General features: G+C 69.3%; 17 protein-coding genes. 10 read left to right on the forward strand and 7 right to left on the reverse strand.

All coding sequences use genetic code 11. The features are described 5' to 3' along the window. The first annotated feature begins 142 nt into the window (after positions 1-142). Positions 143-3,124, forward strand: coding sequence for an immunoglobulin-like domain-containing protein (locus QE377_RS11775; RefSeq protein WP_307323298.1), 2,982 nt, complete (start codon positions 143-145; stop codon positions 3,122-3,124). Between the two features lie 98 nt (positions 3,125-3,222). Further along, positions 3,223-3,720, forward strand: coding sequence for a GNAT family N-acetyltransferase (locus QE377_RS11780; protein WP_307323301.1), 498 nt, complete (start codon positions 3,223-3,225; stop codon positions 3,718-3,720). A gap of 3 nt (positions 3,721-3,723) precedes the next feature. Here the strand turns inward: QE377_RS11780 and QE377_RS11785 are convergent, their stop codons facing one another. From QE377_RS11785 to QE377_RS11795, 3 genes are read right to left on the reverse strand one after another with little or no spacing between them, the layout of a single operon-like run. Further along, a complete protein-coding gene (locus QE377_RS11785) occupies positions 3,724-4,524 on the reverse strand; it encodes an SDR family NAD(P)-dependent oxidoreductase (protein WP_307323304.1) in 801 nt (266 codons plus the stop codon). A 12-nt stretch (positions 4,525-4,536) separates the two neighbouring features. After that, positions 4,537-5,430: an SMP-30/gluconolactonase/LRE family protein gene (locus QE377_RS11790; protein WP_307323306.1), complete on the reverse strand. Its 894-nt coding sequence runs from the start codon at positions 5,428-5,430 to the stop codon at positions 4,537-4,539. Next, complete coding sequence (locus QE377_RS11795; RefSeq protein ID WP_307323308.1) at positions 5,420-7,216, reverse strand: glycoside hydrolase family 15 protein; 1,797 nt, start codon at positions 7,214-7,216, stop codon at positions 5,420-5,422. The genes QE377_RS11790 and QE377_RS11795 overlap by 11 nt, the downstream gene beginning before the upstream one ends. A gap of 209 nt (positions 7,217-7,425) precedes the next feature. On the opposite strand from QE377_RS11795, the gene QE377_RS11800 reads away from it, so the two are divergent. The 6 genes from QE377_RS11800 to QE377_RS11825 all read left to right on the forward strand — a co-directional run bounded on the left by QE377_RS11800 (position 7,426) and on the right by QE377_RS11825 (position 10,590). Beyond that, positions 7,426-7,986, forward strand: a complete 561-nt coding sequence (locus tag QE377_RS11800) for a Dps family protein (protein WP_307323310.1) — start codon at positions 7,426-7,428, stop codon at positions 7,984-7,986. Positions 7,987-7,999: 13 nt separating this feature from the next. Beyond that, entirely contained in the window at positions 8,000-8,887 is an 888-nt protein-coding gene (locus QE377_RS11805) for an SDR family oxidoreductase (RefSeq protein ID WP_307323312.1), read from the forward strand. Positions 8,888-8,955: 68 nt separating this feature from the next. Next, complete coding sequence (locus tag QE377_RS11810) at positions 8,956-9,507, forward strand: TetR/AcrR family transcriptional regulator (RefSeq protein WP_307323316.1); 552 nt, start codon at positions 8,956-8,958, stop codon at positions 9,505-9,507. A gap of 92 nt (positions 9,508-9,599) precedes the next feature. Continuing rightward, positions 9,600-9,830, forward strand: coding sequence for an SDR family NAD(P)-dependent oxidoreductase (locus tag QE377_RS11815; protein ID WP_307323319.1), 231 nt, complete (start codon positions 9,600-9,602; stop codon positions 9,828-9,830). 14 nt (positions 9,831-9,844) lie between these two features. Then, positions 9,845-10,183, forward strand: a complete 339-nt coding sequence (locus tag QE377_RS11820; RefSeq protein ID WP_243231595.1) for an SDR family NAD(P)-dependent oxidoreductase — start codon at positions 9,845-9,847, stop codon at positions 10,181-10,183. Between the two features lie 131 nt (positions 10,184-10,314). Continuing rightward, complete coding sequence (locus tag QE377_RS11825; protein ID WP_307323323.1) at positions 10,315-10,590, forward strand: hypothetical protein; 276 nt, start codon at positions 10,315-10,317, stop codon at positions 10,588-10,590. A gap of 7 nt (positions 10,591-10,597) precedes the next feature. Here QE377_RS11825 and QE377_RS11830 read toward each other — a convergent pair whose 3' ends face one another. The 4 genes from QE377_RS11830 to QE377_RS11845 all read right to left on the reverse strand — a co-directional run bounded on the left by QE377_RS11830 (position 10,598) and on the right by QE377_RS11845 (position 14,494). Further along, a complete protein-coding gene (locus tag QE377_RS11830) occupies positions 10,598-11,536 on the reverse strand; it encodes a carbohydrate ABC transporter permease (protein ID WP_307323326.1) in 939 nt (312 codons plus the stop codon). After that, the gene (locus QE377_RS11835) at positions 11,533-12,510 is read right to left on the reverse strand and encodes a carbohydrate ABC transporter permease (protein ID WP_307323329.1); all 978 of its coding nucleotides are present in this window, start codon (positions 12,508-12,510) and stop codon (positions 11,533-11,535) included. Before QE377_RS11835 ends, QE377_RS11830 begins: the two co-directional genes overlap by 4 nt. After that, on the reverse strand, positions 12,494-13,876 hold the full coding sequence (locus QE377_RS11840) for an ABC transporter substrate-binding protein (protein ID WP_307323332.1): 1,383 nt from the start codon (positions 13,874-13,876) through the stop codon (positions 12,494-12,496). The genes QE377_RS11835 and QE377_RS11840 overlap by 17 nt, the downstream gene beginning before the upstream one ends. Positions 13,877-14,041: 165 nt before the next feature. Further along, on the reverse strand, positions 14,042-14,494 hold the full coding sequence (locus tag QE377_RS11845; protein WP_307323334.1) for an SRPBCC family protein: 453 nt from the start codon (positions 14,492-14,494) through the stop codon (positions 14,042-14,044). Positions 14,495-14,897: 403 nt separating this feature from the next. Between QE377_RS11845 and QE377_RS11850 the strand changes: the two genes are divergently transcribed. After that, positions 14,898-15,779: a helix-turn-helix transcriptional regulator gene (locus QE377_RS11850; RefSeq protein ID WP_307323336.1), complete on the forward strand. Its 882-nt coding sequence runs from the start codon at positions 14,898-14,900 to the stop codon at positions 15,777-15,779. A gap of 76 nt (positions 15,780-15,855) precedes the next feature. Then, positions 15,856-16,176 (forward strand): hypothetical protein, encoded by a 321-nt coding sequence (locus QE377_RS11855; RefSeq protein ID WP_307323338.1) that lies wholly within the window; start codon positions 15,856-15,858, stop codon positions 16,174-16,176. Positions 16,177-16,204: the final 28 nt, after the last annotated feature.

Raw genomic sequence — 16,204 nt, forward strand, 5'->3', positions numbered from 1 at the left:
CCGGCACGGCGTCGGGGCGGGCACACCGTCCGCTCCGACGCCGTGCCGCGCCCGCACGCGGGCGGATCCACAACTGAACACCGCATCCGATGCGACGTCGGCTCTCACACTGCCCGGTCGCTCGAGACGAACAGGACTCTCGATGACGAGAAACTCCCCGCCCGTATCCGTCACCCCGACACGGCACCGCCGGCGCGCCCGCGCGTTCGCCGCATCCGTTCTGGGTGCAGCGCTCGCCGTCACCGGTCTCGGCGTCCCCCTCGCCGCACAAGCCGCCGACATCCCGGCCCCCACGGCCCACTACGACATGTCCCACCAAGGCCAGTCCCTGATCGATGTGTCGGGCAACGGGCGCAACGCCACGCTCACCGGCTTCACCGACGCGTCGTTCGCGGATGCGGCGGGCGACGCCGTGCTGCGCTTCCGTGCCGACGGATACGCATCGCTGCCCAAGGGGCTCGTGACCGGCACCGACAACGACTTCACCGTCGAGTACACGGTGGCCACGCAGACCTCAGCGAACCACTTCGGCTGGGTCATCGGCGACGGCGTGGGTCCGTGGAACACGACCCAGCTCGGCAACCACATCTTCCTGAGCCCGCGGTCGTCGCAGAGCGGCTACGTCAACCAGGCGCTCGCCGCGATCCGAGTGAAATCCGGGAGCGACAACGGCGAGACACGGATGCCGGCCGGCGGCGGTCTGAACCCCGGGTTCACGACTCTCACCATGGTGGGCCAAGGCAACACGCTGACCCTGTACCGCGACGGCGCCGTCATCTCGACGCTCACCCACACCCGCTCCCTCAGCTCGATCATCCCGAGCGGCAACGTCCTCGGGTATCTCGGACGCTCCCTGTACCAGGGCGACGCGCTGCTGCGCGCCGACGTCTCGGACGTGAAGTTCTGGGACTCAGCACTCACCGCGGACGATGTGCGCGCCAGCATGCCGACGGCTCAGGCGAAGAGCGCGGCCACCGCCGCGTTGCTCCGCGGCGATCTGCTCGCAACGATGCTGGGGGCCAACCCCTCGCTCGACCGGGTGTCGACGAACCTGACGCTCGCGGCGACGGTCAACGGCGTCGCGCTCACGTGGGCCTCCTCCTCGCCCCAGACCGTGTCCACGACCGGCGTCGTCTCCCGCTCCATCGCCCAGGACACCCCCGTCACTCTGACGGCCACCAGCTCGCTGGGCACGCTGACCTTCGATGTCACCGTCGTCGCTCCGTCCGTGTCGAGCGATCTCGACGCGATCGTCCTGGCGACGCGCACCACCGAGAACCTGCCGCTGGCGACGAAAGGTGCCGTCAACGGCGCGTCCATCACCTGGACCTCGTCCGACCCGACCCTGGTGACCGGCACCGACCCGGCTTACACGGCGCCGGCGGCGGGCTCGGCCGACCCGTTCGCGGGCGGCGGGATCGTCTCGCGGCCGGCGTACGGCGCAGGCGACCGCAACGTCACGCTCACCGCGACGGCCACGCTCAACGGACGCTCCGCCCAGCGCACGTTCGAGGTCACCGTCGCCGAGCACGGCCGGTGGGCACCGGACGCCGGCTACGCGGCGGCATACTTCAAGTCCGACGGCGACGAGAAGATCTATCAGGCCGCCACGAGCGGGAACGACTTCTTCACCTTCTCCGCGGTCAACGGCGGTAACCCCGTCATCGCCTCGACGACCGACACGAAGGGCCTGCGCGACCCGTATATGCTGCGCTCCAAGGACGGCGACAAGTACTACATGGTCGCCACCGACCTCTGCATCAGCTGCGGCACCGGCTGGGGCCCGGCCCAGTCCGAGGGCAGCCTCAAGATCGAGGTGTGGGAGTCGACGGACATGGTGCACTGGAAGCGCACCAACGACGCGAACACGGGTATCACGATCAACCAGCCGGCCGCCGGCATGACGTGGGCGCCCGAGGCGTACTGGGATGACGAGCTGCACTCCTACGTGGTCCACTTCTCGTCGCGGCTGTACTCCGACGCGTCGAAGACCAACAACGACAACCTGCACGCCCGTGTCTTCACCGTCCTGACCCGCGACTTCCGCACCTTCACGTACCCGCCCGCCGAGTGGCAGAACACCGGTTACGCGCGGATCGACTCGACGGTCCAGAAGATCGGGGACTACTACTACCGGTTCACCAAGAACGAAGACGGCGGCGCCGCCGACGGTCTCGAGCGCGGAAAAGACATCTTCCTGGAGCGTTCGAAGGTGCTCACCGCGAAGACCACCCGTTCGGACTGGAACGCGAACCCCGAGACAGGCTGGCAGCTGATCGACACCGCGATGACCAGTCTCGAGACCGGGCAAGCGGGTGAGGGACCGCAGATCGTCAAGCTCAACGACGGTGACCCGAACAACACCGCGGATGATGACGGGTACGTGTTCCTCGTCGACAACTACGGCTCCGGCGGCTACCGCGCGTTCGTCACGACAGGCGACGAGATCGCGAGCAGCAATCAGGGCGACCGCCTCTCGCGCCGGGCCGACTGGAACGTGCGCCCGGCGGGCGGTCTGCCCGCAAGCCCCCGTCACGGCTCCTTCGTCAACGTGTCGCAGGCCGTCCTGACGGCCCTGCACGGATGGACGGATGTGGTCGCCGTCACCTCGACGACGACGCTCACCGCCTCCGGCCGCACCGCCACCGCGCACGTCGTCGCGGCGGATGCCGGTCAGGTCGCCGGCACGGTGACCTTCGCCGGCGCCGGCTGGAGCCAGAGCGCAATCCTCGCCGACGGGGTCGCCTCGGTCGAGGTTCCCGCCCAGGTCGGTGCCGTCACCGCCACCTACGACGGCTACCGGGATGGACGAGTCAGCGAATCGAGTTCGGCGGCGGTCACGCTCGGTGTCGCGTTCACGACCACCGTCGCCGCGAAGTGCCTGGCCGGGAAGGTCGTGCACTCCGTCGCGGTCGTCAACACCGATCCGTCGACCATCACGGCGACGATCGTCGGTTCCTACGGCAGCAAGGCGCTGACGCTGGCCCCCGGCGCCTCGGCATCCGCAGCCTTCACGACCCGGCTGACGGCGACGCCCGCGCAGACGGTGACCGTGACGGCGAGGGCCGCCGACGGGCGCACGACGACGCAGAGCGCCGTCGTGCCGTCGACCACCTGCGGCTAGGGCCGTCCTACACCACCGGGGCCGGGTCAGCGCACAGCTGGCCCGGCCCCGGCGCGTGTGCGCAGGATGGTGGGGAGCTTCGACCGACAGGAGCACGCATGAGCGCCGACGACATCGACATCCATCCGATCTCGCCAGAGGATGCGGGAGAGGTGCTGACTCTCCAGCGCGCCGCGTTCGTGCAGGAGGCGCTGATCTACCGCGACATCGACATGCCGGTGTTCACGCAGACGCTCGAGGAGGTCGCCTACGAGCTGCGGGAGAATCTCGGTCAGGTGGCACGGCGCGCCGGGAGGATGGTCGGGGCGATCCGCGCGCGTACGGACGGCGACGTTCTGCTCATCGGACGGCTCGCCATCGCGCCCGACCAGCAGGGTGAGGGCATCGGGTCCGCGTTGCTGGACGCGGTCGAGACACGCGGCCGCAAGGCGGGCGCCCGCACCGCGGAGCTGTTCACCGGCCGGCTGAGCGAGGCCAACATCCGCTTGTACGAGCGACAGGGATACGCGGTCGCGGAGGCCGCCGGCGGCGCCGGAGGCGCCGACGAGGTCTTCCTGCGCAAGGACCTCGCCGAGTCCGGTGCCGCCGACGACTGAACGTCAGATGGTGGCGACCGACCCCGAGTCCACGCGATAGTTCGACCCGTTGACGAAGGAGGCGCGCGCCGAACAGAGGAAGGCGATCACCGATGCGACCTCTTCCGGCTCGCCGCGGCGGCCGAGCTCCATGTACGGCCGCTCCTGGTCGAGGAACGAGGCGATCGCCTCGTCGAACGACTCGCCCCGTTCCTTCGAGCGCTTCTCCATCATTGCGTCGGTCATGGGCGTGTGGATGAAGGCGGGAGAGACGGCGTTCACCAGCAGTCCCTCGGACGCGTAGCTGCGCGAGAGTCCCTTCGCGAGCGCCAGGATGCCGGCCTTCGCCGCGCAGTACGGCAGCTCGTCGTCGTACGGCTGCACCGCATCCTCGGAGGCGAGGAGCACCAGGCGTCCCCATCCGCCGGAGCGCAGATCCGTCAGGAACTCCCGGATCACGCGGACCGGTCCGAGCAGATCGGTCTCGATCGTCGACGTCCAGCCCTCGTCGTCGATCTCATGGAACAGCCCCTGCGCACCGGTGATGCCCGCGGACTGCACCAGGATGTCGATGGCGCCCACCGCATCCGTCGTCTTGCGATGCAGCTCGGCGACGGAAGCGAGGTCGGTGATGTCGGCCGCGAACGCGTGGAGTCGGCCTTCGGGTGCGTCCAGCTCGGCGGCCGACTTCTCCAGCTTGTCCGCATCGCGGTCGGTGAGCACGACCGTCACTCCCTCAGCGAGGAGCAGCTTTGCGGTCTCGAAGCCGATACCCGAGTCGCCCCCGGTGATGAGAGCCTTCTTGCCTGCGATGCCGAGATCCATGTCGGTGTCCTTTCATTCGCCGTCGGACGGGATCGGTCCGAACGTGTGTGCCGGGCGACCCTCGGCGTCCGTATCGACCACGAAGATCGATCCGCTGAGGGGCGCAGCGGCGAGCTGCTGCTCGGTGAGCTGTTCGCGAGCGGTCCCCACGAACAGCAGATTCCGCGCGGGTCCGCCGAAGGCGACGGAGGTCACGTGCGGCGCGGGGATCGGGATGCGGGCCTCGATGCGTCCGTCGGGAGTCCACCGCACGACCTGTCCCGCGCCGTAGATGCCGTTCCAGAATCGTCCGTCGGTGTCGAGGGCGAGGCCGTCGGAGTCCTCGCCGGTCAAGAACGGCGTCAGCTCCCCGAGCGCCTCGGGCTCCGGAGAGTACGCGCCCCGGTAGACGGTCCGGGTGGTCGTGTCGGTGACGTACATCGTCTGCGTATCGTCGGACCATTCGAAGCCGTTGGCGACACCGAATCCGCCGCGCAAGACCCGCACGGAGCCCGTCGGCTCGACGAGGTAGAGGCCCGCATCGGGTGCGCCGGTGGTCACGTTCATCGCTCCCACCACGAAACGCCCGAACGGGTCGACCTTGGCCTCGTTGCTGCGGATTCCCGCGTGCGCGTGGGGCAGCGCGGCCACAGTCCGCCGGACGGTGCCGCCCGCATCCAGCAGCACGACGCGGTCCTTCAACGCGGCGACGAACCCGCCGGATACGGCGGGCTGCGCGGCGCTCACCGGCGCCGGCAGCCGCACGACCGTATCGCGGGAGCCGTCCTCAGGATCGTCCAGCCGGGCGCGATGCATCGTGCCGCGGGTGATGTCGACCCAGACGAGTTCATCGGTGCGGTCGTCCCAGAAGATGCTCTCGACGAGGATCGCGTCGAGCCTGCGGAAGAGGCGGGGTTCAGTGCCCATCGAGCTCCTCCTCGGAGACGAGGTCGCGGATCGTGAGAGCTGCGCCGATGACACCGAGGTGGCTGAGCGCCTGGGGGAGGTTCCCCCACGACGAACCGTCGTGCTCCGAGATCATCTCGGCGAAGATCCCGACGTCGTTGGCGCGGGCGACCAGGTCGTCCATGGCCGCGACGGCCTCGTCGTGGCGTCCCACGCACGCGAGCGCACCGGCACGCCAGAACGCGGAGGCGACGAACGTGTGCTCCTCCTGATCCATCCCCGTGTAGCGGTAGAGCAGGTTTCCGGCGCCGAGCCGGTCGGTGAGCGCATCGATCGTCCGTGACATCCGCTCGCCGCGGTCGAATCCGCTCTCGGCGTGCAGGAGCACCGAGGTGTCGACGTCCGTCGAGCCCGGATGCATGACGTACGCCCCGATCTCCTCCGACCACCCGTGCTCGGCGATCCAGGCCGCGATGCGGTCGCGCTCGGACGCCCAACGCTCGGCGCTGCCGGGGATGGCGCCCGCCTCGGCGAGGGCGACCGCGTCGCGCAGCGCCTGCCAGCAGCCCATCTTCGACGAGGTGTAGTGACGGATCTCGGGGAGCTCCCACATCCCGGAGTCCGGTTTGCGCCATTCGTCGCACGTGCGGTCGGACATGGCGGCGAGCATGCGGCCGGTGGCGACATCGAGCACGTTGCCCGCATCCACGTACGTGCGGCAGATGGCGAAGAGATCGCCGTAGACGCCCAGTTGGAGCTGTCCGTGTGCAGGGTTGCCGGTCACCACCGGGCCGATCCCGCGCCAGCCCGGCGCCTCGTGCTCGGTGACGTTCTGCGCGAGCGTGCCGCGCAGTGTGTACAGCACGTGCAGGTCGGGCCCGTTGTCGCGGATGGTGCGTAGCAGCCACGAGATCGCGGCGTGCGTCTCCTCGCGGAGGCCGAAGCGCACGAGCGCGTGCGCGGTGTAGGCGAGATCGCGCACCCACGCGAACCGGTAGTCCCAGTTCTTGCCTCCGCGCGGGTTCTCCGGCAGCGACGTGGTCGCGGCGGCGGCGATGGCTCCGGTAGGGGAGTAGACCAGCAGCTTCAGGGCGAGCGCACTGCGTTGGACGGTGGCCGCCCACGGGCCGTCGTAGCCGAACTCCCGCGACCAGGCGCGCCACCCCCCGATCGTGCGATCGATGCTGCGGTCGACGTTCTCCGGATGCGGCAGGTGCAGCGGCTCGCCGTCTGTCGCGACCACCACGAGCAGGTGGCGCGACTCCGGCGAGGTCGTGAAGGACCCCTCGACCCGCGGACCCGCGCCGTCATCGACGGTGGTCGGCGTGCCGTGATCCTTCCCCACCACGGCCAGAGACGTCTCGCCGACGCGGAGGATGGTGGCGCCGTCACGCTGCTCCGCCCAGGGCGCCGCCGTGTTGAGGCGGGTGCCCGGCTGCACGCGCCAGGTGAAGGCAACATGGCCGTCGACGCCCTCCACGCGCCTCGCCAGCTCCGCCCAGGGAAGACGCCCGGCGACGCCCGTCACCATCGCGTCCGTCAGGCGCGCGGTGCCCGTCGCAGTGATGAAGGTCGTCTGCAGCACGTTCGTGCGCGCGATGTAGCGACGACGCACCTCGAACTCGCCCACCGGGGTGATCTCGAGGCATCCGCCGTTGTCGGCGTCGAGGACGCGCGCGAAGACCGGCACGGAGTCGAGGTTGGGAACCGGCAGCCAGTCGATGCTGCCGCGCCGGTCGACGAGAGCGATCGTCCGGCCGTCGCCGATCGCGGCGTAGGACGAGAGGTCGGAAGAGGACCGGGGCACGGCAGCCACGCTAAGCGGCCTCCCGTTCCGCGGGGGCAGGCTTGCACGCGGCGCGCGGGCGGGTTAAGCGCCGTCGGACGCGCGGGTGCTAGCAACCCGCGGCGGGGCGGACAACCCCCCGCCGGCGCGCGCCGCGTGCGGGCTAGCGTCGCACCCGTCAGACACCGAGCGACGGGCACGACCCGTCCTCGACGACGAAGGAGGACGACATGGCCGCCACGAACGCATCGAGCACCACGCGCAACCGCCGCCGCCCCGCGAAGGGTGGAGCGGGAGCCGGACTCACCGAGGAGCAGAACGCGGAGAGCGGGTTCACCGCGTCCCAGGGGCTCAGCGACAACCTGCAGAAGGTGCTCGTCGATCTGATCGAGCTGTCGCTGCAGGGCAAGCAGGCGCACTGGAACGTGGTCGGCCGCAACTTCCGCGACACCCACCTCCAGCTCGACGAGGTGATCGACGCGGCCCGTGAGTTCAGCGACACCGTCGCCGAGCGGATGCGGGCGCTGCACGCCCTCCCGGACGGCCGCAGCGACACGGTCGCCGAGACGACCACACTGCCCGAGTTCCCGCAGGGTGAGATCGACACGAGCGAGGTCATCGACCTCATCACCGAGCGTCTCGAGGCCACGATCGGCACGTGCCGCGACGTGCACGACGAAGTGGACGACGAGGACCCGACGAGCGCCGACATCCTGCACGCCGTCCTCGAGCGCCTCGAGCAGCTCGCGTGGATGGTCAGTGCAGAGAACCGCGCGCCGGCGGCGCGCTGAGAGGGGCCGCACGATGAGCATGTACGACGCGCAGGATCCGACCACGCAGTTCCCCCGCCCGCCTTTCCCTCCCCAGCAGCAGAGCGCGCCGGGAGACATCCACGAGATGGATCCCGCGCCCGACCACGGCGAGACCAGCTACATCGGCTTCGGGCGACTGCCCGGGCGCAAGGCGCTCGTGACCGGCGCCGACTCCGGGATCGGCCGCGCGGTGGCCATCGCCTACGCCCGCGAGGGTGCGGATGTGGCGCTCAGCTATCTGCCCGAGGAACAGTCGCAAGCAGAGGAGGTCGCGGCGCTCATCGAGAAGGAGGGCCGCACGGCCGTGCTGCTTCCCGGAGACCTCCAGCAGGAGCAGACCAACATCGATGTCGTGGAGCGCGCTGTCGACGGGCTCGGGGGCCTCGACATCCTCGTGATCAACGCCGGAACGATGCCGACGATCGACAGCATCGACGACTTCGAGACGCACACCCTCGACCATGTCGTGAAGGCCAACATCTATCCGCTGTTCTGGCTCACGAAGGCCGCATCCGCGCACCTGAAGCCCGGGGCTGCGATCATCACGACTTCGAGCGTGCAGGGCTTCCAGCCCTCGCCGTCGCTGGCCGAATATGCGGTCTCGAAGGCGGGCATCGCCAACTGGACCCGTGCGATGTCGCAGCAGCTGATCGAACGGGGGATCCGCGTCAACGGTGTGGCTCCCGGCCCGATCTGGACGCCGCTGCAGCCCGCTTACGTGCCGAACGAGAAGATCGAGGAGTTCGGCTCGCAGACGCCGATCGGACGGGCCGGCCAGCCGGTCGAGCTCGCTCCGGCGTTCGTCTTCCTCGCCTCCCAGGAGTCCAGCTACGTGGTCGGCGAGACGATCGCCGTGACGGGCGGGATGCCGGTGCACTGACCTTCGCGGGGGAAACGGCCGTCCGGAGACCGGGCGGCCGTCTCCGTGTGTGCGCTTAGCATGGGCGGATGGATCCGCGGGTGCGTCGCACGCAGGAGCGCCTGCGCGCCGCAGCGTTCGAGCTGGCATCGACCACGCGGTTGTCGCAGATCAGCGTGACCGACCTCTGTCGCGCCGCCGGGGTCACCCGGGACACTTTCTATAGGCACGCGGCGGGCGTCTCGGAGCTGACGGCCGATGCTCTTGCGGCGGAGCTGCAGGAGGTGACGGCCGCCCTCGGCGCGGATGCGGCGATCGGCGACGGCGAACGGATGCTGTTGGAGCACGTTCGCACGCGCGCCGCTGTGTATCGCTCGGCGATGGAGCCGCTGCTGGCGGCGCCGGTGCGTGCGGGGCTCGAGCGGAGCCTCCGGCAGGGATTGGAGCAGTGGGTGCAGCAGCGTCCCGGCATCGTCCCTGCGGCGATCGCCGGCGATGCCGCCGCGGTCTCACTCGCCGTCGCCTATGCCGCGGCCGGAACGGTGGGCGCGATCGAAGAATGGCTGCGCACGGACATGGCGGATCTCGATCGTGCGGTCGCGGTGATCCTCACCGCGTCCGCCGGCTGGTGGCAGCTCTGATCGGGCCGGACAATCTATAAGACATATGTCAGATAGTTTGCCTAGACTGCTGTCGAGCAGCGACGCCGTCCGGTCGTCGCGGGAAGGCAGTCATGGCACGTTTCGACGGCAAGGTCGCGATCGTCACCGGAGGCGTCTCCGGAATCGGCGCGGCGATCACGCGTCGCCTGGTGGATGAAGGCGCTCAGGTCTTCGTCGCCGACATCAACGCCGAGGCGGTCGCCGCCGCCGGCGCCACGTTCGGCGACAGCGTGGCGGGACTCGCGACCGACGTCACCGACGAAGGCGGGATGACGGCGCGATCGTCAACGTCGCGTCGCTGAACTCGCTGGTCCCGATGCACTTCGGCGCGGGGTACTCGGCCGCCAAGGCCGGTGTCGTGATGCTGACGAAGAACGCCGCACTGGAGCTCGCCGGAGACGGCATCCGCGTCAACGCGGTCTCGCCGGGTCTCGTGGCGACCCCGCTCACCGGTGGCCTCATGAGCATGCCCGGTGTTCCCGAGGCGTACATGGCCCGCATCCCGGCCGGGCGTCCCGCCGAGCCCGAGGAGATCGCCGGCGTCGCGCTGTTCCTCGCGTCGGATGACGCCTCGTACGTCAACGGTGAGAACGTCGTCGTCGACGGCGCCTGGCAGACCAGCGGATACCCCGACCTGCGCCCCTTCCTCGGCTGAGTCGGTGCGCGGGCGCCCCTCCCGGTGCGCCCGCGCACCCGTAGGCGAGCAGCAGACCATAAGTCAAGCCTCAGCTGTTTGCCACCGCCCGAGCGCACAGTAGGGGAAACCCCACGGAGCAGGAGGCGACGATGACGCTGCAGATGATGCCGGAGAACCGCACGCCCGCAGCCGACACCGCCCCCGAGGTCACCGTCGAGACGCCGGACGTTCTGGAACTGCGCTGGGAGCGCATCGCTCCCGAACGCTACCGGGCCCTGCGCGGGGAGGACTGCGTCGGATTCGTCGACGTGGTCGGCACCGTGTTCGTCGTGCTGGCCGGATCCCGCTACGACCGCGCGGAGGAGATCGCGCAGACGCTCGACTTCGACCGGGTGACGGCGCTTCTCGACGGCTCGGACCGTTGAGGCTCCGTCAGCCCTTCAGCCCGGACGACGCCACGCCCTGGACGATCTGACGCTGGGCGAGGAAGAAGACGACGATCATCGGGATGGTGGCCAGCACGCTCGCGGTCACGATGATCTCCCAGTGCCATTCCCCGCCGAACCCGAAGGCGTCCACGAGCGACTTCAGTCCTCGTGGGATCGTGAACGTCGACGAGTCCCGCAGATAGATGAGCGCGCGCATGAGGTCGGTCCACACCGCCTGAACCTCGAAGACCAGCGTCACCGCCAAGGCCGGGCGGCACAGCGGCAGGGCGATGCGCCAGAAGACGCCCCACTGCGTGGCGCCGTCGACGCGGGCGGCGTCGAACAGGTCCCGCGGCAGGGTGAGCATGAACTGCCGGAGGAGGAAGACGTAGAAGGCGCTGGCGAACAGATTCTGTGCCCAGAGCGGGACGAGGGTGCCCACGAAGCCGAGTGAGTTCCAGATGAGGAAGGTCGGGATCATGGTGACCGCGCCCGGCAGCATCATGCTCGCCAGCACCAGGGCGAACAGCGCGCCTCGGCCCCGGAAGCGGAAGTGCGCGAATCCCCAGGCGACCATGGCGCTGGAGATGGTGACGGTCGTGGCCGCCAGCACGGTCACGATGGCCGTGTTGGCGAACCACAGCCCGAGCGGCGCCTGTTCCCACACCGAGGCGTAGTTCTCGAAGGTGAACGTGTGCGGGATGAGGCTGTTGTCGAAGACCTCGCCGCGCGGCTTCAGGGAGGCGCTGACGAGCCAGATGAACGGATACGTGAAGACGACGGCGAGAGCGGTGAGAGCGGTGATGATCACCGCGCGCCCGATGCGACTCCGCCGGCGCGCGCTGCGGCGGGAACCGGCATCCGCTCCGCGAGGCGGCTGCTCGCGTCGAACGATGCGGTCGGACGAGGCGTCCGTGTTCTCTGCGGACGTCGTGGCGCTCACCGCTGCTCTCCTTCGTAGTAGACCAGCCGTCGCGACACGAGCAGCTGGATGCCGGTGACGATCATGATCAGCACGAACAGCAGCCACGCCATCGCGGAGGCGTATCCCATGTGCAGGTAGGTGAAGGCCTGCTGGAACAGGTAGATCACGTAGAACAGCGCAGCGTCGTTGCTGTACGTCGTGTTGCCCGCGCCGAAGAACGCCGTGTAGGCCTCGTCGAACGTCTGCAGAGCGGCGATCGTGTTGACGACGACCACGAAGAAGATCGCGGGGCTGATGAGCGGCACGGTGACGTGCCGTGTTCGGCGCCAGAACCCGGCGCCATCGAGTCGTGCGGACTCATGAAGCTCCTCCGGGACGTTCTGGAGCGCGGCGAGCAGCACGATCACGGAGGCGCCCACCGTCCACAGGCTCATCAGGACGAGTCCCGGCTTGATCCAGGCGGGATCGGTCGTCCACGCCGGCCCTGCGATGCCGAACCAGCCGAGGACCGTGTTCACCAGGCCGTTCTGGCCGTTGAACAGCAGCAGGAACAGGATGCCGACGGCGACCGGCGGAGTCATCTTCGGAAGGAAGAAGACCGTGCGGAACAACCCTGCACGCCGACCAGCCTGGTTCAACAGCAGCGCGAGCGTGAGCGAGACGAGGACGTACAACGGGATCTGCACGACGGTGTACACCAGCGTGTTCCCGAGCGACAGCGCGATCTTGGGATCCTGGAAGAGGTGGACGTAGTTGTCCAACCCGACGAATGTCGGGTCGTTGATGACGTCGTAGTCCGTCAGCGACAGGTAGACGCTGTACAGCAGCGGCCAAGCGGTGAAGACGACGAACCCGACGAGCCACGGCGCGAGGAAGAGCAGGGCGGTCGCCGTGTTGCGTCGTGCCGCGCGTCGTCTTCCCGGGCTGGGCGCATCCGCGGCGGGTGCGGTCGCGCGCGCTGACCCGCGCCGCATCTCAGCGCGCGTCGACATCCGCCCACGCCGCGTCGAGCGCAGCCTGCGCGGTCTGCTGCGCCTGTGCCAGTGCGTCGGCCGGGGCCGCTTGTCCGTTCAGCACCGCGTTCACCGCATCCTGCATCGCCTGCGTGAACTCCGCATCGGCGGGGTTGGCGGGCAGGGAGAAGGTGTGCTCGTTGGCCTCGTACATCGCGGCCACCGCATCGTCCCAGGGTGCGCCGCCCGAGGTGACCTTCGCTCGCACAGCGTCATCCGCGACGGCGTTGCCCGTGAGGATGCCGGTGAACGGCTTGCCGTCGGCGCTGCGGGCGGCGACTCTCGCGTCCGCGGCGGCCTGCCACGCATCCACCGAGGTCATCGCACGCGCCCACCGGCACGCGGCTTCGGGGGCGGGGCTGCCCGCGGGGATGGCCCAGGCCGAGCCGGACGCGTAGGCGAGCGGTGCGCCCTGCCGGTCGCGGACTGTGTCGAAGGCGAGCGGTGCGTCGGGGGAGACGTCGTTGAGGACGTTGACATACCACTGCTCCATGGGCATGGCGCCCAGGGTCCCTGCGGCGAACTGGTTGCCCGAGCCGAAGAAGTCGGCCGCGTCGCGGTAGGACTTCACCGCGCTGAATCCGCCCTGCGCGTCGTACAGCGAGACCGCCCACTCCAGCGCCTCGACGACGGCGGGGTCGTCGAGCTGCGCCGTGCGCCCGTCCGCCGAAAGAAGATCGGCCCCGTTCGCTTTGGCCCACAGCGGTAGGAACTCCGGCAGCTTGCTGTCGACGCCGATGACCGAAAGGGTTCCACCGTCGCGCTGCGCGAGCGCCTTGTTCGCGGCGCTGACCGCATCCCAATCGGATCCGTTGACATCGTCCAGCCCGAGTCCCGCCGCAGCCAGCAGATCGGCGTTGGCCATGGTGATCTGCACCGCGTTGAACTCCGGGATGCCGTAGACATGACCGTCGAGGGTGACCTGCTCGAGCGCGGACGGAACGTACATCGACGTGTCGATGCCCTCACCCTCGATGCACTCGTCGAGCGGCACGATGGCGCCTCGTGCAGCGAGTGAACCGATCTGGTCGCGATCCGCATAGATCACCGCAGGCGGCTTCCCGCTCGCGATGGCCGAGAGGAACTGCTGCTGGTCGAGTTCGCCCTCGATCAGCGAAACGTCCACCCCCTCGCCGAGTTCGGCCTCGGCGAGGTCCATCCGGGATGTGGCGACCTCGTCGACCCCCGAGAACCCCATGACGCTGAGCGGACCCGAGAGAACGGCTTCGGGGTCGTAGTCCGCGTCGCCGTCGTCGGTACCTCCGGTGCCGACGGCGCAGGCCGCGAGCAACAGGACGGTGCTGGTGACGACGGCCGCGGAGGCGAGCGATCTCTTCGGCGACATGGGCGTTCCTCCTGATTCCGCCCCGAGAAGTGGGCGGGCGGAGCGAACGTAGGCGCGTCGAGATTCCCGCCCGAGGGGCTTGACGCTCCCGCCTCGGCGGGATAGGCGCACGCGAAGAGGGGCCGGGACGCGTCGCGCGCCCCGGCCCCTCTCGATGCCGGCTGCTCAGCTCACGTCACCGCGCCACTCACCCGTCTCGGCGCCTCGAGACTCAATGAAGGAGGCGAAGTTCTCGAGGTCCTTCCGTACGGCGCGAGAATCGATGCCGAGGGCGGCTCCCGCCTTCTCGGCGACGCCCGTCGGCTCCCAGTCCAGCTGTACGGCGATGCGGGTCTGCGCATCGTTCAGGCGGTGGAAGGTGACGACCCCCGCGTGGTTCTCGTCGCCGCCGATGCTGTTCCACGCGATCCGCTCGTCGGGATGCTGCTCCGTCACCTCGGCGTCGAACTCACGCTCGACGCCGCCGATCTTGACACGCCAGTGCAGGTGAGTGTCATCGATCTGCGCGATCGACTCGACGAAGCTCAAGAACCGCGGGAACTCTTCGAACTGGGTCCATTGGTTGTAGGCGACGTCCACGGGGACATCGACATCGACCGTCTCGACGACCTGTGACATGGGATCCATCCTTTCGTTGCGGGCGTGCCAGTCTGCGCCGCGCCGCCCGGCTCGCGGAGGGGGTTGTCCGAGGGGACCGACTCACGTAGAGATCGGCGACCGGATGCGGATATGCCAGATCACGTATCCGATGTCAACCCTCTTTCTTCGTGCACGAACGACCCCGATTCTCGTTGCTGTCACGCGGCTGCGTGTGGCGGATACTTCCCGCGTGGATCGGATCGATACCGAGCCCGCGGGCGGGTGATCACACAGGGTGGGGATGCGCCGTGGTCGGTGCGCGAGGAGGGCAGTTGGGCAGGTTGGATTCGACGGTCGTCGTTTCGGGTGACGGGGCGTGAGGGAGGGGGCGCCCTCTCGCCGTGGACTGCAGACGGACGACCCGCAACGCGCGCAGGAGTCGGTGAGCGAGCTCTTCAACACCTCGATGGTTCTGACGGCCGATCCTCCGACCGGATTCCGATATCAGATGGCCGCCGTGAGCGACAGCAGTCTCATGGCCACGGCGCTCCGCTTCGGCGGATCGAGCCGCACCGGCGCGGAGGAGTTCCCCCAGTTCATCGTCGCCCATGCCGTCGCGGGGCGTCATCGGTGGTCTGTGGGGCAGGAGAGCGGCGACGGCCGCATCCCCTTCCTCGTCCCGCCCGGCACGCGATTCCAGGCCCGCTTCTCGCAGCTTCAGCTGCGTGCCGTCACGATCGACGCCGACACCTTCCATCGGGTCCTGCGCGGAATGCTGGGGGAGGAGCCCCCGCGTCTTCGGACGGATCGGGTCAACGGCACCGCTGAACGCCACGTGATCGTCGCCGAGACGCTGCGCTTCATCGAGGCGACCCTGCTCGCCGATGAGTCCGTGGCCACGTCGCCGCTTCTGCGCGCCCAGTTCACGCACCAGCTCGTGGCCGCCATCGCGACATCCTTCCCGTTGCTGGGCGAGCACGCGCGCACGCGCGCGCAGACGTCACCGCGCACTGTGCGCCGGGCGATCGCGTTCATGGAGGAGCACGTGGCAGACCCCATCACCATCGGGGACGTCGCCGTCGCCGCCGGCACTTCGGTGCGGGGCCTCCAGCTGGCCTTCCGGCGCTCGTACGAGATGTCGCCGTCGGCCTTCCTGCGCCGCATCCGGCTGGAGGGGGCGCACGCCGATCTGATGGTCGCCGACGCGAGCGCCCGCACCGTCCGAGAGATCGCCTCACGCTGGGGCTTCGCCCACACGGGCCGTTTCGCGCACCTGTACGCCGAGGCCTACGGTGAGCCGCCGTCGCACACGCTGCGACGCTGAACGCGTCGAGGACATTCCGTGCGCGCTCGGAGTGGAGTCCTCGCACCGGCGAGAGCGCTCGCATACCGTGATCGGCATGGGACAGATCTGCTACGGGGCGAGCGAGACGGCGGTGGAGATCGAGGATCGCGCCCTCGCGCACCTGAAAGTCGTGATCGCGACCAAGCTTCGCCGCGGTGAGAGCTTCACGGTATCGCTCACGCATCCGGAGAGCGAGGAGGGCGGGCGCAGCACGCTGTGGTTCGCGCCCTCCATCCCGTTGCGCTTTGTGTTCGACGACCCGGAGCCCGCCGAGATCAGCCGTGAGTGGATCGAGGAGCTCGCCCGCTCGGCACACTCCTCGGGCGGGATCGTGCTGCTTCCGGAGCGCGCTGAGTCTGTTGACGACGCCGGGTGAGCGGCGACCGCGCACAGGCGGTGCCGAC

It is taken from the genome of Microbacterium sp. SORGH_AS_0862 (genome assembly GCF_030818795.1).
Lineage (GTDB): Bacteria > Actinomycetota > Actinomycetes > Actinomycetales > Microbacteriaceae > Microbacterium.